29 protein-coding genes and 1 pseudogene are annotated in these 22078 nt (G+C 51.0%); 15 read left to right on the forward strand and 15 right to left on the reverse strand.

Annotated features, from left to right (window positions below):
• Positions 1–65: 65 nt before the first annotated feature.
• The 3 genes from RAL90_RS04275 to RAL90_RS04285 form a co-directional block, all read right to left on the reverse strand.
• Positions 66–347, reverse strand: coding sequence for a pentapeptide repeat-containing protein (locus RAL90_RS04275; RefSeq protein ID WP_306253285.1), 282 nt, complete (start codon positions 345–347; stop codon positions 66–68).
• A complete protein-coding gene (locus RAL90_RS04280) occupies positions 344–523 on the reverse strand; it encodes a hypothetical protein (protein ID WP_306253286.1) in 180 nt (59 codons plus the stop codon). Before RAL90_RS04280 ends, RAL90_RS04275 begins: the two co-directional genes overlap by 4 nt.
• 191 nt (positions 524–714) lie before the next feature.
• On the reverse strand, positions 715–1098 hold the full coding sequence (locus RAL90_RS04285; RefSeq protein WP_306253287.1) for a helix-turn-helix domain-containing protein: 384 nt from the start codon (positions 1096–1098) through the stop codon (positions 715–717).
• An 81-nt stretch (positions 1099–1179) separates the two neighbouring features.
• Here RAL90_RS04285 and RAL90_RS04290 point away from each other — a divergent pair, with 81 nt between their 5' ends.
• The 3 genes from RAL90_RS04290 to RAL90_RS04300 all read left to right on the forward strand — a co-directional run bounded on the left by RAL90_RS04290 (position 1180) and on the right by RAL90_RS04300 (position 2302).
• Entirely contained in the window at positions 1180–1548 is a 369-nt protein-coding gene (locus RAL90_RS04290; protein ID WP_306253288.1) for a hypothetical protein, read from the forward strand.
• A 127-nt stretch (positions 1549–1675) separates the two neighbouring features.
• Positions 1676–2065 (forward strand): hypothetical protein, encoded by a 390-nt coding sequence (locus RAL90_RS04295; protein ID WP_306253289.1) that lies wholly within the window; start codon positions 1676–1678, stop codon positions 2063–2065.
• Positions 2066–2089: 24 nt separating this feature from the next.
• The gene (locus RAL90_RS04300; protein WP_306254040.1) at positions 2090–2302 is read left to right on the forward strand and encodes a GDCCVxC domain-containing (seleno)protein; all 213 of its coding nucleotides are present in this window, start codon (positions 2090–2092) and stop codon (positions 2300–2302) included.
• Positions 2303–2423: 121 nt separating this feature from the next.
• Here the strand turns inward: RAL90_RS04300 and RAL90_RS04305 are convergent, their stop codons facing one another.
• The 5 genes from RAL90_RS04305 to RAL90_RS04325 all read right to left on the reverse strand — a co-directional run bounded on the left by RAL90_RS04305 (position 2424) and on the right by RAL90_RS04325 (position 9071).
• Positions 2424–5531, reverse strand: a complete 3108-nt coding sequence (locus tag RAL90_RS04305) for an efflux RND transporter permease subunit (protein ID WP_306253290.1) — start codon at positions 5529–5531, stop codon at positions 2424–2426.
• A gap of 12 nt (positions 5532–5543) precedes the next feature.
• Positions 5544–6791, reverse strand: coding sequence for an efflux RND transporter periplasmic adaptor subunit (locus RAL90_RS04310; RefSeq protein ID WP_306253291.1), 1248 nt, complete (start codon positions 6789–6791; stop codon positions 5544–5546).
• Positions 6781–8082: a TolC family protein gene (locus RAL90_RS04315; RefSeq protein ID WP_306253292.1), complete on the reverse strand. Its 1302-nt coding sequence runs from the start codon at positions 8080–8082 to the stop codon at positions 6781–6783. The genes RAL90_RS04310 and RAL90_RS04315 overlap by 11 nt, the downstream gene beginning before the upstream one ends.
• 59 nt (positions 8083–8141) lie before the next feature.
• Complete coding sequence (locus tag RAL90_RS04320) at positions 8142–8480, reverse strand: hypothetical protein (protein WP_306253293.1); 339 nt, start codon at positions 8478–8480, stop codon at positions 8142–8144.
• A gap of 135 nt (positions 8481–8615) precedes the next feature.
• Positions 8616–9071: a helix-turn-helix domain-containing protein gene (locus tag RAL90_RS04325; protein ID WP_306253294.1), complete on the reverse strand. Its 456-nt coding sequence runs from the start codon at positions 9069–9071 to the stop codon at positions 8616–8618.
• A 94-nt stretch (positions 9072–9165) separates the two neighbouring features.
• Between RAL90_RS04325 and RAL90_RS04330 the strand changes: the two genes are divergently transcribed.
• From RAL90_RS04330 to RAL90_RS04350, 5 genes are all read left to right on the forward strand, one after another.
• Positions 9166–9813 carry a cation transporter gene (locus RAL90_RS04330; protein WP_306253295.1) on the forward strand — a complete coding sequence of 216 codons (648 nt, stop codon included), beginning with the start codon at positions 9166–9168 and terminating at the stop codon, positions 9811–9813.
• Complete coding sequence (locus RAL90_RS04335) at positions 9810–10262, forward strand: isoprenylcysteine carboxylmethyltransferase family protein (RefSeq protein WP_306253296.1); 453 nt, start codon at positions 9810–9812, stop codon at positions 10260–10262. The genes RAL90_RS04330 and RAL90_RS04335 overlap by 4 nt, the downstream gene beginning before the upstream one ends.
• Positions 10263–10327: 65 nt before the next feature.
• Positions 10328–10837 carry an isoprenylcysteine carboxylmethyltransferase family protein gene (locus tag RAL90_RS04340; RefSeq protein WP_306253297.1) on the forward strand — a complete coding sequence of 170 codons (510 nt, stop codon included), beginning with the start codon at positions 10328–10330 and terminating at the stop codon, positions 10835–10837.
• Positions 10834–11247 (forward strand): hypothetical protein, encoded by a 414-nt coding sequence (locus tag RAL90_RS04345; RefSeq protein WP_306253298.1) that lies wholly within the window; start codon positions 10834–10836, stop codon positions 11245–11247. Before RAL90_RS04340 ends, RAL90_RS04345 begins: the two co-directional genes overlap by 4 nt.
• 268 nt (positions 11248–11515) lie before the next feature.
• Entirely contained in the window at positions 11516–12316 is an 801-nt protein-coding gene (locus tag RAL90_RS04350) for a DUF5666 domain-containing protein (RefSeq protein WP_306253299.1), read from the forward strand.
• On the opposite strand, the gene RAL90_RS04355 is transcribed toward RAL90_RS04350, so the two are convergent.
• Together RAL90_RS04355 and RAL90_RS04360 are read right to left on the reverse strand one after the other, a co-directional pair.
• Positions 12296–12916, reverse strand: coding sequence for an IS3 family transposase (locus tag RAL90_RS04355; RefSeq protein ID WP_306253300.1), 621 nt, complete (start codon positions 12914–12916; stop codon positions 12296–12298). The two genes, RAL90_RS04350 and RAL90_RS04355, sit on opposite strands and share 21 nt — an antisense overlap.
• A gap of 213 nt (positions 12917–13129) precedes the next feature.
• On the reverse strand, positions 13130–13264 hold the full coding sequence (locus tag RAL90_RS04360; protein ID WP_306253301.1) for a hypothetical protein: 135 nt from the start codon (positions 13262–13264) through the stop codon (positions 13130–13132).
• Here RAL90_RS04360 and RAL90_RS04365 point away from each other — a divergent pair.
• The 3 genes from RAL90_RS04365 to RAL90_RS04370 all read left to right on the forward strand — a co-directional run bounded on the left by RAL90_RS04365 (position 13263) and on the right by RAL90_RS04370 (position 15455).
• Positions 13263–13562, forward strand: a complete 300-nt coding sequence (locus RAL90_RS04365; protein WP_306253302.1) for a transposase — start codon at positions 13263–13265, stop codon at positions 13560–13562. The two genes, RAL90_RS04360 and RAL90_RS04365, sit on opposite strands and share 2 nt — an antisense overlap.
• 23 nt (positions 13563–13585) lie before the next feature.
• Entirely contained in the window at positions 13586–13693 is a 108-nt protein-coding gene (locus tag RAL90_RS16275) for a hypothetical protein (RefSeq protein ID WP_372340427.1), read from the forward strand.
• A gap of 244 nt (positions 13694–13937) precedes the next feature.
• On the forward strand, positions 13938–15455 hold the full coding sequence (locus tag RAL90_RS04370) for an oligosaccharide flippase family protein (RefSeq protein ID WP_306253303.1): 1518 nt from the start codon (positions 13938–13940) through the stop codon (positions 15453–15455).
• 62 nt (positions 15456–15517) lie between these two features.
• Here RAL90_RS04370 and RAL90_RS04375 read toward each other — a convergent pair whose 3' ends face one another.
• The 4 genes and pseudogenes from RAL90_RS04375 to RAL90_RS04390 form a co-directional block, all read right to left on the reverse strand.
• Positions 15518–16360, reverse strand: coding sequence for a cupin-like domain-containing protein (locus tag RAL90_RS04375; protein WP_306253304.1), 843 nt, complete (start codon positions 16358–16360; stop codon positions 15518–15520).
• Entirely contained in the window at positions 16347–17486 is a 1140-nt protein-coding gene (locus tag RAL90_RS04380) for a GNAT family N-acetyltransferase (RefSeq protein ID WP_306253305.1), read from the reverse strand. Before RAL90_RS04380 ends, RAL90_RS04375 begins: the two co-directional genes overlap by 14 nt.
• A 55-nt stretch (positions 17487–17541) precedes the next feature.
• The gene (locus RAL90_RS04385) at positions 17542–18663 is read right to left on the reverse strand and encodes a GNAT family N-acetyltransferase (RefSeq protein WP_306253306.1); all 1122 of its coding nucleotides are present in this window, start codon (positions 18661–18663) and stop codon (positions 17542–17544) included.
• 29 nt (positions 18664–18692) lie between these two features.
• Positions 18693–19043, reverse strand: a pseudogene (locus RAL90_RS04390) (integrase core domain-containing protein); the annotation flags it as partial.
• Between the two features lie 239 nt (positions 19044–19282).
• Between RAL90_RS04390 and RAL90_RS04395 the strand changes: the two are divergent.
• Positions 19283–19519 (forward strand): hypothetical protein, encoded by a 237-nt coding sequence (locus tag RAL90_RS04395; protein WP_306253307.1) that lies wholly within the window; start codon positions 19283–19285, stop codon positions 19517–19519.
• A 415-nt stretch (positions 19520–19934) separates the two neighbouring features.
• Positions 19935–20267 carry a DUF736 family protein gene (locus RAL90_RS04400; RefSeq protein ID WP_306253308.1) on the forward strand — a complete coding sequence of 111 codons (333 nt, stop codon included), beginning with the start codon at positions 19935–19937 and terminating at the stop codon, positions 20265–20267.
• 46 nt (positions 20268–20313) lie between these two features.
• Here RAL90_RS04400 and RAL90_RS04405 read toward each other — a convergent pair whose 3' ends face one another.
• Complete coding sequence (locus tag RAL90_RS04405; RefSeq protein ID WP_306253309.1) at positions 20314–20787, reverse strand: helix-turn-helix transcriptional regulator; 474 nt, start codon at positions 20785–20787, stop codon at positions 20314–20316.
• A gap of 395 nt (positions 20788–21182) precedes the next feature.
• On the opposite strand from RAL90_RS04405, the gene RAL90_RS04410 reads away from it, so the two are divergent.
• Positions 21183–21413: a helix-turn-helix domain-containing protein gene (locus RAL90_RS04410; RefSeq protein ID WP_306253310.1), complete on the forward strand. Its 231-nt coding sequence runs from the start codon at positions 21183–21185 to the stop codon at positions 21411–21413.
• The gene (locus RAL90_RS04415) at positions 21410–21916 is read left to right on the forward strand and encodes a S26 family signal peptidase (protein ID WP_306253311.1); all 507 of its coding nucleotides are present in this window, start codon (positions 21410–21412) and stop codon (positions 21914–21916) included. Before RAL90_RS04410 ends, RAL90_RS04415 begins: the two co-directional genes overlap by 4 nt.
• Positions 21917–22078: the final 162 nt, after the last annotated feature.

Genomic DNA, 22078 nt, shown 5'->3' on the forward strand with positions numbered 1-22078 from the left:
GCAGCGCCTTTCTCATAAACATCACTCAATGCCCCTGCTTCCTCAATAGCGCCATTTTCGAGGGCTCATTCAACAAATCTATCAGGAGCATTTCTTACACCATGAATGTTAGAACCGCTAATGCCTGAACTTTGTCTCGAATTTTCTATTCCGCCTAAATATGCATCTTCAAAATTTAATTCAGTAAAGCTGGCGCGTGCCATATTTGCACCACCCACGTCTGCACCTTTTAATTCTATTAATGTGAATCCGACATCGTTCAGATTCGCAATACTCATCATGACTTTCTGGCTAATTGAAAATCCTAATGCCGATCCTGACAAATCAGTGCTGATATGGTCATTCACTTAAGTTGCGCCAGATGCCAGAGTACGCCTGCCGGATCCCAGAAATGGGTGACCAGTTTTGCATAGGCCGCAGGTTCAGGTGGTTTTGTCCTAGCAGCGCCAAAGGAATAATCCTTGAGCACCTGCTCGATATGACGGTGCCAGGCGGCGGCATCTTCCACATCCATATACATCATGGAATTGTCGCACCAATCTTTCTGGTAATAGCGCTGCAGATAAAAGCATCTGCCGTCAAGTTAGAGTTCGGCCAATTCTCCCTCTTCGAAGTTTACCTTCCAGCCGAGAGCCAAATAAAAATCCCGAGACTGATCAAAATCAATCGTTCCGATGAAGGTTTTGAGGTTGAGTGTATTAAGGTCAGGGGTTGTCATCTATTAAGGGCCTCAATGATCGGGCAGTCCGGCGTTGCGCCGCGTTCGCACTTATTTGCCAACCCGGTGAGAGTGCGTTCCATCTGTTTCAGGTCGCGGATTTTCTTGCGAATATCAGCCAGGTGATGTTCGGTGAGAGTGTAGACGTCCTTGCAGGCAGGAGGTGTTTCTTGCAGGGCGATTAGCTGTTTGACTTCGTCAATACTGAAACCAAGTTCTCGCGCCCGGCGGACAAACACCAGTCGCTTCAGATGAATTTCGTCAAACTCGCGCCGCCCGCCACCGCTGCGCGGCGGCTGTGGTACAAGGCCAGTCTTTTCATAGTAGCGGATGGTCTCAATATTGACGCCGGATTGCTCTGATAATGCCCCGATCTGCATGAATTCCTCTCGGTTTTGTGAGGTCGTATAGCAGGTATATTCACTTGCTTCTGTAGTAACTACAGGTTGTAGCATCCAAGCATGACAGAATCAAATCAGGAACAAAACACAGGCCAGCTTGAAGGAGGCTCAACGTCGCTGACGTCTTTTGGCGCTTTGTCGGGGTTACTTGCACTAATCGGGGCATCCTGTTGTGTATTGCCACTTCTCTTGATTAATCTTGGGGTTAGTGCGGCGCTTGTTAGCCACCTTGGAGTTTTGGCCAGGTGGCAACCCTGGCTGCTGGGGCTGACGATGCTTTTGCTTATTGCCGGCCTTGTTCAGATGTTCCGAAAGGGGCGGCGGCCTGGAATGGGTCTGGTCATACTCTTTGTGGTCGCAGTCCTTATTGCCGCAGCTGCGTTCATCATGCCTTACTATGAAGCAGATATATTACGATGGGTAAGATAAACATGAATTTGTGAATTTTCGGTGTTGCAGACTGAGTTATGTTGTGTGGAGTGCGGGTTTTCTGGTTGGCTTGACCGTTATCCTAGATGGATATGGGTCGTTACCGTGAAGACTAAGGAGGTGAAACATGTCAGAAGCGCAACGTGAGAAGGATCTGTCTCGTCGGTTGCTCCCATTCGCATTATTATGGGGCATACCAATTATCTTGCTGTGTTCAGCGAATTTCCTTGAGGAGTTTTTTTCCGCTGCGCCGATTATTCTGATTATGGCCGGGGCTTATATCTGGATGGGCGTCGGATGCATTATAAATGCAATGCAGTGCGGGAGGCTCCATTGTTATCTCGCAGGACCTGTCATGGTGCTTGGTGGCAGTTTGATCTTTGCCGTTGGGTTTGATCTGATTAGCTTCGGGCCCATACGGGTTATGCATTTGAGTTATACAACAATCGCTTTGGTCGCCCTGACATTTGTTCTGGAGTGGCTGCTCGGGGCCTATACTAAGCGGGCAAACAGCTAAGGAGTTTCTGTGAGTACTACTGCTTTGGACTTTGAGACGCATTCGACACTGACCTGTCCTGATTGCGGCCATCAATCGACGGACCAGATGCCGACCGATGCCTGCCAGTTCTTCTACGATTGCAAGGGCTGCGGCGTGGTTCTGCGTGCCAGGAAAGGCGATTGCTGTGTTTACTGCTCATACGGCGATGTCAAATGCCCTCCGATCCAGCTTGGGGATGATTGCTGCGGGGGATAACCTTGGGTGAGCGAAACATCACTTTTGAAGCTGTCACCGAATGTTGTCATCCTGGCAAGGGCCTGTTTGCGCCTCGTTCATAGAGCGCAGAATAACGGCCTGACTATTTGGGCTGCAAGCGTCAATTGCGAACATGTGCGGTTTCGATCAGGCTGTGGTGCTCTGCGCGTGCAGGGGCAAACCAGCGATGCAAGGCCGGTAGGACGAGCAGCGTAAGGATGGTTGAAGTGATCAGCCCACCCATCACCACCGTTGCCAAAGGACGCTGCACTTCTGCCCCAACGCCGGTGGCGAACAGTAATGGCGCCAGTCCCAGAGCGGTTGTCAGGGCTGTCATCAAAACGGGCCGGGCCCGCAACACGGCTGCTTCGATGGCGAGTTGATCCAGGTGTTTTCCTTGCCGGGCGAAATCATCCATAAAACTGACCAGGACCATCCCGTTGCCGAGCGCAATCCCGAACAGGGCAATAAATCCTACGGTCGCAGGTACTGATATCGGAAGCCCCGAAAGCCAGAGCGCCAGCGCCCCGCCGGTCAGAGCAAGGGGGATGTTCAACAGAATAAGAATTGCAGATTTCAGACGTCCGAACGCTAGCAGCAGGATCATCAGTACTATGCCAAGGGTAATTGGGATGACAACAGCAAACCGGGCGTTGGCTTGTTGCTGGAGCTCGAACTGACCGCCCCATTCGAGGCGGTAGCCTGACGGTAAGTCCAGACGGCCGTCTACAGCTGTTTTGGCATCAGCGACGAAGGACCCAATATCACGGCCACGGACATTTAGTTGAACAGTTATAAACCGCGCGCCATTTTCACGGGTGATTTGGCGCGGACCAACGACTTCCCGGATCGAAGCAACGGATTCCAGAGGTACCTGTGCGCCACTTTCGCTTTCCAGCACGAGCCGGCCGATCGTCTCTGCACTATTGCGGCGATCCTCCGCAAAGCGAACCACCACCGGAAACTGTCGAACCCCTTCAAAGAGGACACCAGCTTTTGCGCCGCCTACGGCGGCGCTGAGTGTATCCAGCGCCTCTTCGACGGTCAGCCCGTAACGGCCAAGAGCCTTGCGATCGACCGACACGATGAGCTGCGGTGCGCCAGTGATCTGATCAGCCTGTACATCGCTGGCACCGGAAACTTCTTCAAGAACAGCCTGCAGAATTTGAGATTGTTCAAGAAGGACATTGGCGTCAGGTCCGAAAATCTTTACCGCTAGCTGGGCCTTCGTCCCGGTCAGGAGTTCATCGACCGACATGGCGATCGGCTGGCCGATATTGGCCCGAATGCCCGGATAGGATGCTAAATTTTCAGAAATTGCGGTGCGCAGCTCATCCGGCGTTCGGCCGGTCTCCCAGGCTGAACGCGGTTTCAAAGCGACAAAGGCTTCAATGCTGTTGACGGGATCGGCATGGGCACCAACTTCACCGCGCCCGATCCGGCTGACGATCGAGGAGATTTCTGGAAACGAGTCTAACAGGCGTTGCTCCAGGCGCGTCGATGTCTGACTTGCTTCTGAGAGGGAGATGGAAGGCGCCATGGAAACACGCAGCAGAATATCACCTTCTTCCAGTGCGGGCGTGAATTCGGAGCCAAGACGTGATCCGGCCAGACCTCCCACGATCAAAAGGATTGCCGCGAGGGCCAATGACGCAGCGCGTACACGGACGAAATACCCCGAAACCGACCTGACGATTGCAGCTATCCTGTTATTACCGGACCGGGTTTGGGCAGTTGGTCTGATCAGGCCGAAGGCCATCGCTGGAGCGATAAGCGCTGCATAAATAAGGGAGCCGGTCATCGCGAGCGCGGCTGAGGCGGCAAGCGGCCGGAAGGTTTTGCCTTCAACGCCTTCCAGGGAAAAAAGTGGCAGAAAAACGATGATGACCACTGCCACTGCAGCAATCAAAGGAGCGATTACTTCGGCTGCCGAGCGGGCTACGATGTCTCGATCTTTTTCCCCGTCCTTGCGGTTGCGAAAGCCGCGATCGACATTCTCGGTAATGACAATCGCGCCATCGACCATCATGCCGATAGCAATGGCGACGCCCCCGAGCGACATGAGATTGGCGCTGATGCCAAGCATGTTCATGGCGATAAACGCGAAACCGACTGAAAACGGAATTGACAGAACGACCACCAGGCTCGGCCGCCAGCCTCCGAGAAACAGGAATACGATCAGTGCCACCAGCAGGGCGCCCTGCCAGAGTGCGTTCGTCACAGTTGCAGCGGCGCGCTGAACCAGCGTCCCCTGATCGTAGTAGGGAACGGCGCGCACCCCGTCAGGCAGTGATGCGTTGATGTCGTCAAACCTGGCCTTCGCCCGTTCGATCACGTCGGACGTATTGGTGCCGTAGAGTTTAAGTACGAGGCCCGCGACGGTTTCCCCTTGACCATTGGCAGTCGCCAGTCCCTGACGCACGCCGCCGCCGATAACCACTGCGCCAAGGTCAGAGACCCGGATCGCCCGTCCATCAATCGTTTTCACCGGCGTTTCGGCAAGGTCATCAACTGACCCTGCAAGACCAACGCCCCTGACCGTATATTGCTCTGCACCAACTTCAATAAATTGGGCACCAGTGGTGCGATTAGCGCTTTTCAGGGCCCGGATGATGTCCGCGACTTGCAGATCATAGGCAATCAAAAGATCAGGGTCGAGACGAACCTGATACTGTTTCTCGTAACCGCCGAGCGCGAGCACTTCGGTGACCCCCTCGACTGACTGCAGCGGGTATTTGATCATCCAGTCGGCCATTTCCCTGAGCTCTGTCAGATCGTAGTCGCCGGTTTCGTCAACGAGACGGAAATACATGATGATGCCAAGACCGGTGGAAATTGGCCCCATCTTCGGTGTGCCGAACCCGTCCGGTATCGCTTCGCTTGCTTCCGGCAGGCGCTCGCCAACCACCTGGCGCGCAAAGTAGACGTCTGTCCCGTCCTCAAAATATATGTTCACGATGGAAAGCCCGAAATTGGAAACCGAGCGTATTTCTTTCACGCTGGGCAATCCCGACATGGCTGTCTCGACCGGAAACGTCACATAGCGTTCGACTTCCTCAGGAGAGAGGCCTTCGGTTTCGGTGAATATCTGTACGAGCGATGGAGACGGGTCGGGAAACGCGTCAACCGGTAGCGCCTGAAACGCGAAAAATCCGCCGATTGTCAAAACCAGCGAGGCGATACCAGCAAGCAGTCTGCCCCCAGCCAGTCGGTGCATAAGATTCAGCATGGGAAACGCCTCCTAATGGTCGTGATCATCGCCGAAGGCATCTTTTTCAAGCTGCGCCTTGAGCGTGAACGCACCGGTGGCGACATAGAGGTCGCCAACGTTAAGTCCGGATTTGATTTCAACAAACCCGCCTGCCTCAAGGCCGGTGACGACCGGACGTGGTGCGAATCCGCCTTCAACGGGTACAAACACCGATTGACGTCCTTCAACTGACTGGACCGAAGCGGTGCGTATGCGGAGTTGTGATGAGCTGTCGCCTACAGTGATCTCCGCCGTTACGAACTGACCGGGACGCAGGTTTCCATCTGCGTTATCAACCACGACCCGGGCGGTGGCGGTGCGGGAGGTTTCATCAACGATTGGTGAAATAAAAGAAATTGCGCCGGCGCCAAGCGCCTCATCAGTGTCCTCTTTGAGCGTGACGCTGGACCCTTTTTCTACCTGGGACAGGTCTTTTTTAAACACGGCAATGTCGGCCCAGACCACACTGTCATCTGCGATTGTGAAAAGCGGTACGCCGCCACTTTCACCTGAAACGACCGTTTCTCCCAAGGTGACCGGACGACGGATAATCGTGCCCGCAAGCGGTGCTGTGACGATAAATTGCGACAAGGCGCCGTCTGCTGCTCCGTCGAGACTGTCTATGACGCCATGGTCAAGCCCTACCGCATGGAGCTTGTTTTCAGTACTTTCGCGTGTTGCCGCTGCGGCTGTTACCGCAGCGCGTGCGCTTAAAAGGTCAGCCTCGGACGTTATCCGTTCTGACCAGAGTTGTTCCTCTCTGGAAAGCTCGGCACGGGCCAGGGATTCGGCACTAAGGGCAGAGAGATAATCTGCTTTCATGCTCGCCAGTTCACGGCTGGAGACGAGGGCAAGCCGGTCACCGAGTTCGACATTGTCTCCTTCGCTGGCATAAAGGCGGCGGATGACCCCGCTCACCTGAGGAGAGACATTGGCGATCCGGTCGGCATCAAACCGGATTTCTGCCGGCAGGCTGAGTTTCCTCTCAACATTCGCTAAAGAGGCCTGTTCTGTCAGGATTCCCGCTTCACGAGCGGCGCGCGCATCAAGAAGAACGATGTCGACTTCGTCAGCGTCGTGATCACGATCACTATGAAGATCGTCGTCGTCATGATCGTTGTGTTGTGCCTCAACCTGAACTGCATCATCGGTTTCGGAAACAGTATTGTTATTGCCGCAGGCGGCCAGCATTGTGAGTAGCACAACGAGCCGTATCGATTTTGTCGGGTTACTGTGCATCGAACTCTCCATTAAATGGCGCGGTCCCGGTGAGGCTGCGCAATTTCATTTCGGCGATATTCTGGTCGAGGTTGGCCTCGATTGAGGCCTTTCGCGTTTCGATCAACGCGCGGCGCGCATCGATTGTTGAGGTCAGATCAAATTTTCCGACCCGGTACCCGCGCACCGATGCGTCATAGGCGGTCATGGCCGCAGGAACCGCAATATCAGCAAGCATTTGCCGCCGTTCCGTTGCGGCGTTGAATTCGGTAATGGTGGCGCGTAGCTCAGCCAGCAACCTCGCTTCGATTGCAGTTTTGTCAATCGCGCGGGCCTCTGTTCTTATTTGTGAGGCTCTGAACGCGTCCCGGTTTCTGTCAAAAAGCGGCAGGGTGATGTTAAGACCGGCGATGAGGGCGCTATCATCCGTTTCTTCAAATCGTCTGTATCCGGCAGACAGTGTGACATCGGGGACAATGTTTGATCTCTCAAACCGGCTTTGTGCCCGGACAGCATTGGTTGCTGCTTCAGCCTGCTGCAGATCAGGATGCTTGGTTACGGAACCTGTATCAGCGGGCATCGCACTCGATATATCGTCGGTGATGAGAGGCGGTCCGAATGGCCACTCCGATTCTCCCCAAAGGCTGACAAGGTCATATTGCCTGCGTGTCACCTCGGCATCAGCTTTTGTTACGAGGGCCATGGCCATTACGGCTTCGGCCCGGGCGCGGGCAAATTCAGGTGGTGCAGCTGCCCCCGCGGCAACGCGGGCCTCGACGATTTCGGAAAACTCGCTGGCGAGATCCGACGCCTGAACGGCGATACTTGCCAACTCTGTGGCACTTACTAATTCAAAGAACAGGACGGCGCCTTCGAGTTGGCTTTGATGCAAGATGACCGCGCATTCAGCGGACGCCAGTGCCGCCCGTGCATTTGCCGCGCGTTCTGCATACCGACGTTTACCTCCCAGCCTGAATGTTTGTTCGAGGGAGTAGGTGGTTTCTGTTTGGTCATAGCCGGAAAATGCGCCGCTTCCGGCAAAATTTTCCATCTCAGCAGACAGCGACGGATTGGTTGTTCTACCGGCCTGTCGTGTTTCAGCTTTTCGAGCGCGAATTTCCAGTCCCGCGGACCTGACCGCAGGCGATGCTTGGCGGATTTCTGCCAAAACAGCTTGTAATGTCAGTGGTGCACCGGCGACTGCGGCAGGGATTGGTGCCGTGCCATTTCCCGAACACGGAGATGCAGCGGCTGTGTTAGCCCACAGGCCGAAGCTGAGGGCGCAAACAGCACCCCATAAATTTTTGGTCACGATATTCTCCTCGTTCTAACCGTTTTCGAAATGACGCGTTGTGCATCATTGACGTCGGGTTAGAGTCGAGGGGGCTTGAAGGGACCGGAAAAATCAGTGCTGGAAATTGCTTCAATCACATTGCCATAGTGCGTCGCACTTTGGTTGCAGTTAGAAGACGCATAAAAAGTTTTGGCCGCAAGGTAATGACTGTGACACGATCCGCAGCCGTGGGCATGGTGACCCTTGTGATGATTTTCATCTTCATGCTCTGTGTGATCGACACAGAATTCGCAATGTGATTGGGACTGTTCTTCGACATGATTTGCCTCGACAGCCATTGGCGCGAGCACCACGGCGATAGAAGCCATGGCGATTAGCCAAGATCTAAAGTCATTTCTTAAGAGTCCTTCAATCATCGTAAAGAGCCTATCAGACAAAAGTACCTAGTTCATTAACAAATTATGTCATCTACAGTGGCTGTAGAGGCAAGAGAAAACTTATTCGAGTCACTTATGTTCTAGATCTGTCGCCTTCAAACTTGTCGCTAACGCTCAGTTTTTCAGGGGAATATCAATTTTTTCGTGTGTGTCGGTCAGGCAGTCATCATGATTTGACAGGCAGGCTAGCACGTTACAACTACCTATTTCTCCGCCAGCACAACTGACAATCATCCTTTTCAGTTCGCCTTCGAGGGCTTCGAGTTGCGACAACCGGTGGCGTACGGCTGCAAGGTGACGCCGGGCGATGGCATCGACAATAGCGCAGTCTTCCCCTGGCTTGGTTTGCAATTGGATAAGCTCGCGAATGGCTTCAACCGGGAATCCCAATTCTCGGGTGTGGCGAATGAAATTCAGACGCTCCACGGCATCCTCGCCATAAATTCGTTGTCCACTTGAAGAGCGGTCGGGCTCTCTCATCAGGCCAATCGATTCATAATAGCGGATCGTTGTGACCTTGACGCCTGAACGCTTTGACAGAGCTCCAATTGTATCGGGTTTTTGTGCCATAAATTATTTCTTGCCTCTACAGTCACTATAGAGGTTAGAGTATGAATCGTCAAAGTAATTGAGTCTGAACGGATCGACTCTGGAAGGGATTGATATGGCAGATTGCTGTGAACCAAAATCGTTTGATGGTGCTTCGCCGCTTTACAAGCGGGCCTTGCTTGTCGTCATTGGCATAAATGCAGTGATGTTTGTGGTGGAAATGCTGGCAGGGTTTGCGTCCGGGTCACAGGCGCTGAAAGCTGATGCCCTCGACTTTGGCGCGGATACCGCGACGTACGCGATCAGTCTGGCAGTCATTGGTTCGGCTATCGGCATTCGTGCGCGTGCGTCCTTGTTCAAGGGCGTGTCACTGGCCGTGCTTGCGGCCGTAATTTTGGGCTCCACTCTGGTACGTTTTTTTGGTGGTGATGCGCCTGAAGCCCAGACCATGGGGCTGATCGGATTTCTGGCATTACTGGCGAACGTGGCGAGCGTTTGCATCTTGCTGCGGTGGCGTGATGGCGATAGCAATGTACGGTCTGTCTGGTTGTGCTCGCGCAATGATGCGATTGGCAATGTCGGGGTTATCGGCGCTGGCGGGCTTGTGGCTCTGACCGGTTCTGCCTGGCCCGATCTCGCCGTGGCGATCCTGCTGGCAAGCCTGTTTTTGCGCTCATCCTGGTCCATTATTCGTCAGGCTCTTGGTGAGCTTGGCGGTTGGCAAAATGTATTTAATTTCGAGGTTTCAGAGGAGCAGTCATGATACTGAAATATCCACCCATCCTGCAGGTTTTTGTCTCGGTCGCCATTGCCTGGGCGATACAGAGCTATCTGCCGCAATTTTCTGTTCCCATACCATTTGGGAACTGGATTGCCGCGAGTTTTTGCGTGACAGGTGTAGCCATCACCTCAGTCGCAGTGGGCATTTTTGCAAGTAACAAAACCACCATCAATCCGGTACAACCGGAACAGGCGAGTAATCTGGTAACCGGCGGGCTCTATCGCATCTCGCGCAATCCCATGTATCTCGGCTTGGTACTGATCATTACTGGTTTTGTAATCTGGTTTGAAAATATTGCTGGCATCGCCAGTATCGTTCTCTTCATCCTGACAATGACACTCTTCCAGATTAAGCCCGAAGAAAAAGTCATGCAGGCAAAATTTGGGGAAGCGTATGAGACCTATCGGCGTCGGGTCCGGCGCTGGATTTAGGAAGAAAGTAAGTGAATATTATGTGGTCCAGTCTTGCATTTTCATTATCGCTGGGTGCAGCAGGAATGATCCTTATCCTGTCCTTCGTTTCGACCCTGGTGAAAGGATTTCAGTTCTGGCCGCCGCCAGCCAAAGATAGCTGGCAGCATCGGCTCTTTCTTGTACTGTTCAGGGGTTTTCTCTACCCATTGATTGCGCTTACAGTTCTTGAATTCAACCTCTTACGAGGCAACTTGGCCCTCATCCAGTATGGGGCAGGGGCCTTGCTCGTGCTGGTCGGTTTCGGCCTTGCCTTTGCCATCACCTTCAATCTCGGCTGGCGCAATGCGTTCGGTGAAAAACTTGGACTGCGGACAACGGGCTGGTTCTCACGGAGCCGAAATCCGATTTATGTGGTGACTTGGATTGGGTTGATCGGCTGGGGCCTGATTGCAAATTCCTGGATGGTGTCTGTGCTGTTGGCCATTTGGGGTGCCCTTTACGTGTTGGCACCTTTTCTGGAGGAGCCATGGCTGGAGCGTGAGTATGGTCAAGCCTATCGTGACTATAAGGAGAGGACACCGAGGTTTATATGATCTCCGAAAATACCTTGATCAAAACGCAATCCATCACAGTTTTAGTCGTTGGCATAATGTTGCTGGGTTTGGGTGCTGTCACACTCTACTACCCGGAAATTATGGAGCGTTACGGATTAGGTATCGCGACTGCAGAAGCAAGAATATCAACACGAGCGATTATAGGTGGTGGTGAAATCGGACTTGGTATCTTGATGCTCGCAGGGGGCACTGTTGGTTTCAGCATGCGTCAACGGCTGATAATTGCCACTGTGTTATTTTGTTCATTGGTCAGCGTCCGGTTGATAGCGATTGTTCTGGAAGATGATGAACAATTAGCTCCCATTGTTTATCGGGAACTCGCTGTGGAGATCATCATTGCAGCCGCACTATTGACGATATTGGCTTTGTGTCGAAAGCGCAGGGGTTAAATCGGATGCTGGGTTCAAGTTTTAGAGAGCAAACTGCCGATCGTTTGGTTGATTGCCAATGACTGCTTCGGACCAAATCCCGCCAAGTCTAACAAGGTCTAATGATCGCCAAATGTAGCCGATGACGTGGTTGAGGTGATCGACTGCTTACAGTCGCAATAGGACCCAGAAAAATCGGGTAATGGCAGGAATAATTCGGGTTTCTGATCGTTATCATGTCGGCGGGTAGTCACCCGCGATACCGGTTTTACGGGAAAGGACCTGACCCATGCGATTGATCCTGTCACTACTATCTATTCTTGTTCTCCTGTCGGCTTGTGGAGGCGGCGGAGGAGGAGGGGCCTCAGCTGGACCACAGGCTGTCCCGCCACCACCGCCACCGCCCCAAGGGCGCAACAGCGTTGTCATTGGACCGATTTCCGGGTTTGGCAGTATTATCGTGAATGGTGTGCGATACGATACAAGTTCGGCGACCTTCGATGTCGATGACAATTCTGGATCAGAATCTGACTTGAAAGTCGGGCAAGTTGTGACGATCGCCGCGAGAACGGATTCATCAGGCAACGCAACGGCTCAGAGCGTGGTATTTGACGACGCCGTGCAAGGGCCGATCAGTGCGATTGATCTTGCAAATAATCGACTGACCATTCTTGGTCAGACAGTGATCATCACCGGTACAACTTCATTCGACGACAGTATTTCTCCTGCTTCTATTGCTGGATTGTCCGTCAACGACGTTGTCGAGGTCAGCGGTCAGTTCGATGCCAATCGAGACATCATTGCCTTCCGTATTGAACCAAAGCCGGCAAATTCGGAATTTGAAGTGCATGGATTTATTGAAAATCTCAATGCAACCAATTTTACCTTCAATTTGAATTCATTGTCTGTCGATTACATGACGGCTCTCATCGACAATGATTTCGGCGCCAATGGCCCCCAGAACGGTGATTTTGTTGAAGTCAAAGGTTCATCTTTGAATGCGAGCGGTGCATTATTCGCCAGCGAGCTCGATTTTGAGGGCAACAATGGCCAGTGTCCAGCCCATAAATTAAGTACCATTTTGATGTAGAGTTTCAGGTATTGGTGTGCGCATGTTGAGAGCTTGATGTGGACGGATGGTATTGTACTGTTTGAGCCATTTATTGATGACGGTTTTAACTTGCTCTATCGTAGTGAACCATTCAGCATTGAGGACTTCTCTTCGTAAGGTGCCATTGAAGCGTTCGTTATAGCCGTTTTCCCAAGGTGAGCCTGGATAGATACGGATCGGTTTGATACCAACCTTGGTCAACCATTTCTGGAAGTTCTCCGCTGCGAACTCTGGGCCGTTATCTGACCTTATAAACTCTGGCTTTCCATGACATAAGCACAATGGGTACAGAGCCTCTAATACTTCCGCATTCCCTATCTTTGGTTTTACAGCGACACAGAGAGCTTCTCTGGTGTATTCATCAAGGACGGTCAACATTTTGTAGCTACTCCCATTGCTGAGGCGATCATGAACAAAGTCGATGCTCCAGATATGGTTCTCATACTTTGGCCGTAACCGGATGACAGAGCTGTCTTTGTGATACAGGCGTTTCTTTTTCTTATGGCGTTTGGGTTGCTGTAAGCCTTCTTCCCGCCAAAGCTTTTCTATTTTCTTGTAATTAGACCTTCCAGCCTTCAATCTGCAGTAACTTGGTTATCTTGCGATAACCGTACCGACCATATTGTTTGGCTAATCGAATAAGAGCCAGGCGAAGCCTGTCCTCATTATCTTTGGGTCGGTTAAGATAACGCTGAGAGGAACGGGGCATACCAACCGTTTTGCAGGTCCGCCGCTCAGACGTATTCAGTCTTTGACGTGCCTTCACAATGGCCTGACGTAGATCGGTGACCGTCAGACCTTGGGCTTTAAAACATCAAGTGTTTCTTTGAGAATAAGCTTGTCTAGTTCAAGCTCGGCAACAATTTTCTTCAGACGCTGGTTCTCTTTCTCGAGACCTTTAAGTTCAGATAACTGGGACTTGCCCATGCCGCCAGATCACCGACGACAGGTCAGGCAGGAACATGCAAAGCCGCTCTTGTCTGACTTGCAGGTGTTCCTGGAAACATCATTGCCTAACATCCCTGGCAGGTCTGATCTTGCAATGGCGATTCGCTATGCCATTACTCAGCTCAAGAAGTTGGTCGTGTACCTCAGCGACGGCCGCCTCGAGATTGACAATAAGGCCGCCGAGAGATCGATGAAGAACCTCGCCGTCGGCAAGAAAAACTGGTTGTTCGCAGGCTCTGACAGAGGTGGAGAACGTGCTGCTACGATCTATCCCTGATCGAAACAGCCAAACTCAACAAGATCAACACCCAGGAATGGCTCGCCCATGTGATCAGCGTCATCAATGACTATCCAAACAAACAGATTGATGATCTATTGCCGTGGAACTGGAAACTTGAAAACCAATAGTCCAAGAACGGACGGTCACGATGCAGGCGGCATTGCAGGAACGTTTGTACTATCCGGCTGCGTTCTCGGCGCATTCAATTAAACTGAACTTTACCCCCCGTAGGTATATCGTCAATATCCCAGAAGCGATCCTCTGGCGTCGCCAGGCAGATTCCGCGCGATATTGGTCAGCGCGTCATAACGTTTTACCGTTTGATTAACTTAGTTGGCTACGCTGTCTGAGGCGCTGAGATTTAAGTCAAACATGAACGCACACCAGAACATACCGGACCCGTCTCGTCATACTGACCTTTCCGGCCGGATAGCCTCAGCATCGGCCACTGTGTTTATGCTTCAGGTAACTTTGAGGCTGATCGGTCTTCTAAATACCTTCATCCTCGCCCGAATATTGTTACCGGACGACTTTGGTCTCGTCGCCATAGGCATTTCTGTACTGCAGCTCATCCAGAATTTGACGGACATCGGTGTATCCCAAACCGTCATACGGTATCAAAACCCAACAGACACCAAATTAAACACAATCTTCACGCTGTCGCTACTGCGTGGCATTGCAATTGCTATTGTTCTAATACTCATTGCACTGAATGCCACTTTTCTGTTTCAGGATCCGCGGGTGCAAGTGCTAATCCTGGGACTAAGCATCATTCCGTTGCTTCACGCTGGAATAAATCCAAAATATTTTCAGTTTGAAGGACAGCTCGATTTCACGAAGGAATTTTTTACCGGCGTTACGGAAAAAATGCTTGGTGTCGTGGTATCGGTGACGATAGCTCTGATATGGCAAACTTATCTGGCCATTGTTTTTGGCTTGATCGCAGGCACGCTCGTGAAGCTGATCCTGTCTTACTTTCTTTTGCCCTTTCGCCCTCGCCTCACCTTGGCCTCATTCAGTGAAATATGGGGATTCACAGGTTGGCTTGGTGGCGTGAGCTTCGTCACTTCCTTGAACAACAAATTGGATGTCATCATGATGGGCCGTATTCTCGGCCCGACCCCGACCGGGATTTTCTATATCGCCGATCAACTGGCCGGGATGGCATCCACTGAAATCGCATCGCCCATTGCCCGCGCTCTGTATCCGGGCCTATCGCAAATTCAGGCTGACAGCGAGGCAATGTTGCGGTTATTTTTGCGCAGTACCGAAGTTTTGGGTGCCACAGCTCTTCCCGCAGGAATTGGCTTCGCATTTGTTGCGGACACTCTGATAGTGATCCTTCTGGGCCAGCGGTGGGCTGAAACCATTCCCATTATTCAGATTCTTGCACCGGTCTTTGGCCTGACTTGCTGCTTTTCGTCGATGTATGCGTTTGCAGTCGCCAAAGGCATGACGCGGGCACTGTGCATTCGCGAAATCATTTTCTTCATGATCAAGGTGCCGTTGTTTCTTTGGGCAACGTTGAACTACGGCATGATGGGCGCGGCCTACGCCGTGTTTGGCAATGCGCTCATCCACTTTGCGCTTAGTCTTTTGTTGTTTGGGAAGATAAGCAGGCAACCCTTTTGGTTGCCGATATGGCGCATTCGCAGAAGCTTTGCTGCGTGCGTGCTGATGGCACTCTCCCTTCTTATTCTGTCACCCGTTTTCAGTAACATTCCGATGAGCCTGATTCTCGTCAAGCCATTGGCCCAGGCAACGATCGGCGTCAGTATTTTTGCTCTTGTCCATTATGTATTATGGTCAATAGAAGGAAGGCCGCCCGGGATCGAAGCTGATGCACTGCAACTTGGTCGTTCGCTTACCAAACCAAAAACAAAATCATGATTTCATATTTGTGATAATGAATACTTGAACCTAACTTCGTGAGCACGCGCCTCGATCAAGAGCTAAAGAACTCCAACGCGACTGAGCACCTTGCCGGTCAGGTTCTTGACCAAATCCTTTTTTTTGTTTTTGTCGGCAAGTCCAGGCTTCATACCAAGTCGGCGCAGTTTTGCGTTTATCAGATATATACGCCTTACCCGTTCGCTTGCTTCCGACCGCCAGGTAACGGACAAGGAAATTGATACTTCCTTGCCGTTCCGAACCCAATGCGGCGCCTTGACCGGAACATAAAGCGCATCGCCAGGCGTCAAAGAAAAAGTTTTTCCATGCGCCGCCATTTCGTCTGCATACTCAAGATTGCAATGGCCTCCAAGATGATAGGTTTCGTGCTGTTCCGGTGAGACAATACGTTCATGAGCCGATGGGAAAACTGTCATTGCCTTCTCTCCCCGGATCTGCATCAGAATGTTATGCTCTGGATCAAAGTGAAAGGGTGTAATTGCATCCGGGGACGACACGAAAATAAATCCTTCTGGCCTGTATGCTTTTCCTCTCAAAGCCTCCACTGCCGGGAACACGGGTTCCAAACAGGCCATCATTAATTCTTTATATTGAGTATCTGATTCGATATTGCGCAAAGCGACCCACGAACCACTTACATTGATGTTCTGTAACGTATCCTCAACACTCAAGCCGGTTCCCGGCGTGTTTTTCCAATCCGACTGATCAATATCGATCGCGCCCAAGTTATATTCCAGTTGATCTTCCGGCAGGGAATTTGCCAACTGTGCCAGGCGCTCAACCTTTAAAAGCGGGTGGTCTTCAAGATTATGTCGGAAACTGGTCGGTGTGTTGGGATAACCAGCCGCAAAGTGATCCAACTGATTTGAGCTAAAGTATGCCATTTACTCGCCTGAACAGTTTTTCTATTTTCACCCGAACTATAGATGCAAGACTTTCAAGAGCTACCAACATTCGGGTTATCATACCAGACAAACCTGCGTCACTCCCGATAAGGAGGGAGCCAATCTCTTTGCGCTCACCCCATAGGCTATTGACCAAAGAGTTGTCAGCTGTAGTACAAGAATCCACGCAAGAGATTTGCGGATCGGCAATGTGTCTTTTTAGAACCTCTACTTCCAATAGAGCGCCGGGCGAATAGTCCGCAAAGGCGGGATCATAGGCGACCTTGAGTGCAAAAGCTTCGTTGGTTGAGACAATATCAAGGGCATAGGCAATTGCCTCTTTGCCACAAAGAAGACGCGAAAACCGGAGATTGCCTTGAGTAGCTGCATCTTTAACGAGTATTTCAAAAAAGTTTATGTCCGCCTCACGACATAAAATTGCCGTTCCGTTTTCTTTCTTCCAGCCTGTATTTTCCATCTCCAAAAAGTCTGTCAGCCATGTATCGATGTCTGCCGAAGCGTCCCATTGCTGAAATGACACAGGTCCCCTCTCTTCAAGCCGACGATACAATCGCCCGATATTTTTTCGTCTCTTTTTGCTTAAGGTTGAATTGAGGTAAGTGTCGTAGTCACCGTGATACCTGATCGCGGCTCGACTAAAAGCTACTGGCACTGAGTATACTCTGCGCTGAGCGGTGCAAACTTCAGATAATGCTGTGAGAAAATTGCTTTCAAGGACGACATTTTTGAGGAAACAAAATCGCTTTCTCGTTGAATCGATCCACTGACAAAAAAGCATCGCGGCCTCTTCTTCGTAGCCTTTTCTGACGAGAGGGTGTGCTAGATAGGCATGTGTATGCGCTGCCGCTTGGCAAAAAGACACCGGTAGCTTCGCGTATCCCTTGGCCCCCTCCATCAATGAAAGAAAAATCATTTTCTGTTCGTGGGAGGCATAAATAATTTCAACGTCTCTGCCGTCATATAATGACAGGGCAGCGGCAACACATTTTGGTTCAAGGAAAAGGTTGGGGGTTTCAGCGACATTTGCGAGATCACCCCAGCCTTCCTCCAACGCCCTGACTGAGGCGCTGGTCAGTGGTATGCATTTAAAACATTGCTCTGACATACATTTCTTCACTCAAGCCCGCATTTCAAACATCGGCTCAACCCATTGACGCAGGTTAGCTGCCATATTGTATCCGCGGAAATGTTCCCCCTTTTAAGGTCTTGAGAAAATTTATCGCGTTCCGCCTCAAACCAGGAGGTGTAACCTCAATGGTGCTTAATTTTTGATATTGCTTCCCTAAAGAGCGCTTGTACCGCGCCTCACCGTACATCATGTCATAAGCTGTGTATCCCAAATCCGCATAATGGCGCATCGCCAAATAATGGGAGACCAATCCAGGCTTGAAGCGATTATCATCCTCATACAGAAAGCCACTCTGATAGCTGCTGGAGGTACCGTCGTGAATGTGGTTATAAAGGCATCCTATGGTTTTTGCTCCAGCGCGGATTTCCAGTAAGCTGACCAGTTCCGGACTATCCGTGATGAGGCGCTCATGAAATTCGACGAAGTCACTATTGCCAAAAACACCCGTCTTGCCGCGTTTTTGCCAACTTGCCTGATGTAGCTCCGCTAGTTTTTTCCAGATTTCCTGTCGCTGAGCCGTGTCCTTCGCTTCAGTGACCGTGAGCGGCTCTGTTTCAGTGTAAAGCCTTATCGAACGCTGCAATTGGGCTCTGGTGTTCTTGCTGAACTGAGCAGTCTGAGGGCTTTCTACCTCACCGTCTGTAGACAAGTCTGTCGCCCAGCTGAACCCTTCCTCAACGAGGTAGCACGGCCATCCAACATCGTATGTACATTCGAGCAGTGACTCTCGTGTATTGTTATCGATGTTTCTAAACACAAAACTACCGACATTTGGAAAGCTATCGAACAGCTGCTTAAAGATTAACCTGTCGCAAATACTCTGATACCGCGGTTTACAAAGTGGTCGGTTGTACTCAACATAGATGCTGTCCAGCAAATCGTCCGCAGATTCGCTCAACCTAACCTCATGTATATGGATGCCCGGGAGTTTTCTTACTTTGTTTTGCCCAACAATGGCACAAGCAACCAGGTCATCATCAAAAACTCGAAAGGCCGTCAGTTTTGCCCTGGTAATTGCCAGCGGCAGCCAGGCCTTTATCCAGCCAGGGGCCTGGAACACTGTATGAGAAGTCGACGCGGCCAGTTTTGTCCAGTCTGCAACCAGATGATCTACTGTTTCACCGTTCTCAAGTAAGTTTGTTTCACATTGCATTGACGAAACTCCGATGGCGCAGTAATTTTTTAAGTAACCATGATTTTGCCTCCGATGGAAGGCCGATCTGGCCGGAACCTCCACACAGTGGAGGCCATATCGGCCGGGCGGATTGTTTCGGGAACTGGCGGTCTATAACCTAAAGACGTGTGAGGACGGATTGTATTGTACTGGCGTCGCCATTGCTCAATGATCACTTTAGCTTCCCGCAGATGATTGAAGAGCTCTAATTTCAAGCATTCATCGCGCAACTTACCATTGAACGATTCATTATAGCCGTTCTCCCATGGGCTGCCTGGTTCTATATAAAGGGTTTTTACCCCTATACGACCAAGCCATTGTCTGACGGCCTTTGCTCGGAACTCGCTCCCCATAGAGCTGTACCAAGCAACAGCGGCTTCAATGTCGGCTACTGGGAGAGACAGGACGTCTTCTTTAAATGGAAAGGCTGCTTCTAACAGTTACATACAATTCATAATTATTATTTTGAAAAAAAATTAAGCACTTCTACTGCAATAAAAGCACTGTAGAAAATACTACTCAATGTCTACATTGCCGCCGGATGCAGACATTCGCCAAATATGTGGACGGCCCTGTTTAGGTGCTGCGGGACAAGCAGGTGATCAACGCCCTCGTCGCTGAGACCGTGGGCGATGATACGGCCAATGCCAATCTGACGGAAACAGCAAAGGTCCAGAAATCAATCCTCGCCGACGCGGTTAGCGAACAAAACGGCAGGGCGTTGCCGCCAGGATGGGTGCCGCGTTGGTTTACCTTTCCGGCCAGCCAGTATTTGTCCGAACGCGCAGCCGCGCTGGCAGAACGCCGCAGCAGGATATCCGACATAGCGGAATAAGCACATTGTTGGCTGTTGGGCCTTCGAACTGGGAGTTCCGGCAGTTGGTGTGCGCGATGGGCGATTATGGAAGGTGCACCGAACAGTCAGGTCCTGATCTCTTTTGACACGTCCGGCGCTTGCGCTTTCCCTCTCGGTTTGATGGAAACGGATCAGACCATCCCGGCCAGAAATACCCATAGGACCTGCCACGGGCTGGCATCAGGCAAAACCGGCAATCTCAAAAATTTTCCCCGTCCGCCTGTCGGCAGGACTTCCTCGCGCACCAAAATTTGTGAGACTGCCGGTCCTTCACTGGCGTTCCGGCCTCTGAGTTTTTTGCGGATGTGACGTTTGCCATGCTGCCAGCCCGTGGCGGCGGTCCGGTGTCAGGCCGGGAGATGGTCTTCCGGCTCCATCAAAAGGAGATAAAAAGATGGCACAAGCACTCGGATATGTAAAATCACAGGAAACCGGCGGTTTTGAAGGCACGCTTGCCATGCTGACCCTCAAAACACGGATCAGTATCGTGCCGAACCAGACCAAAGCCACCGAGCGGCAACCCGACTTCCGAATTTACGCAGGGACCGGGGCTGGCGAAATCGGCGGTGGCTGGAAGCGCACGGGCAAAAATTCGGGCCGGGAATATATATCCCTGACCTTTGCCCATCCGGCCCTTGGTCCGTCAAAACTCTATGCAAATCTCGCCCCGGCTTCCGGTCAGGATGAGGAAGAGGTACTGGCAATCCTGTGGAATCCGCAGGATTGAGCGTCATCCCCTTTTTAGTACCCCGCCTCATTTTGAGGCGGGGTATTTATGAGTTTATTATTTCATCATACTTATTATTTTTTCGACGACGGGGGGACAATCTTGCGTCAAACAAAGCGAGTATGAGGCTGGAGGCCACATGAAAATCCTCATCTTCCAAATCAGATATCGTCTCGCCATAGATATGATAACTACTGGTCAAAATCGTTTCAAAGAAACGTCCGGGGTCGAGTGCCAGGATACAACGCCACCATACGGGGTCATTTTTCAGTTCGCACAAGGCGAGCGTCACAGGATGAAAACCATATAATCTGCAAAACAGCGTCGCCAGTTCAACTGTCATTCTGGACTGGCCCGTCTCATATCGTGATATTTGAGATACACCGAAATGACGGACGTTTTGTAATTGTAGCAAAGTTGATACGTCAGATTGCGCGATGCCCCGGGTCTGACGCATCAGCCTGATGATCTCTCCAGAATGAGAATTATCTCTGGTGATTTTGGTCGATGGAGCTTTCATTGGTGCCGGTTGTCCTAAGGATATGAACTGACATGTCATTGCTTCTCATTTAACCATCACGAGATAATTCCCTTGATTTTGCCGAAAAACCTGCCAAACAGGATCAAAATCTATACTCAACTACCTCGATATAATCGGTTTTTTGATTAAAAATATTTGTATTATATGCAAATACTGGGCCATTTCGATTTCAGGCAAGGCTTAGGATAATCACTCTCATTCCGCAGCCACATCATCGAATGGCTCAAATCAGGCGATTCAGCCGGTTGCATATTTTGCAAGTATTCAACATACAGCATAGATAATCTCAGACATGTAACATTGATTTTTTACGGTCAAATGCCGCAACATGCGGGTGCTCCCCATAGTTAAGGAGCTCATTGTCTGAGTAAAATATGCCGGAGAAAAGTGATCATCATAGCAGATTTCCTGCCAGTCCGTATCTGCTCGTTCAGGAAGCGGCAGACTATCTGCGATTATCCGTGACCACAATGAAACGTATGCGCATAGATGGTACAGGGCCAATCTATCGAAAGCATATGGGGCACGTTGTGTATCACATTAATGACCTGGAGAAATGGTCTGAAGGTCATATGTACACATCAACTGGCGGAGCCGGTATATGAAGAAAAGATGCGCGATACTATCCTCATCTTGCCTTGTTATCGTGGCTTTGTGTGCCGTTCAGGTCTCGCATATCCCACCGATGTTCATCTGGAATCATACAAAAAGTATAGAGCGCGGGCTTTATATCTATGCCGGATACCGGGTGCAAAGAGGTGTGATCGTTGCCGTTTCCGTCCCCCCGGAACATCGTAAACAACTCAGTGAAGGGGGATTTTTGCCGGAAAATGTCCCCTTGATGAAATATGTTGCAGCCGTTTCGGGGGATCAAACTTGCAGACTTAAAGAGGAAATCTTTATCCGAACAGACCCTGCCGCTATTGCGCTGACAATGGATTCAATGGGGCGTTCGTTACCTGTTTGGCAGGGGTGCCAGCTTCTTGATAGTGACGAAATATTTCTATTAGGAGCGCATCCACACTCATTCGACAGTCGGTATTTTGGCTCTGTGCATATCGATTCTGTGATCGGAACTTATCGATTGATGTGGAGAGCCAGGTCATGATCGACTTTTCAAAATCGAAAACATCACTCCCAAATTTGAAGCAGACCGAAGGGCAAGATAGAAGCAACGACGTCATCGACGCCGAAACTTGTGTCTGCACGTCCTTTTTTCGGCGTCATTACCTGCGGAATGACACCGTGTTTAGTCGAAGCCTTTTGTATT

It is taken from the genome of Parvularcula sp. IMCC14364 (genome assembly GCF_030758415.1).
Classification (GTDB): domain Bacteria; phylum Pseudomonadota; class Alphaproteobacteria; order Caulobacterales; family Parvularculaceae; genus Aquisalinus.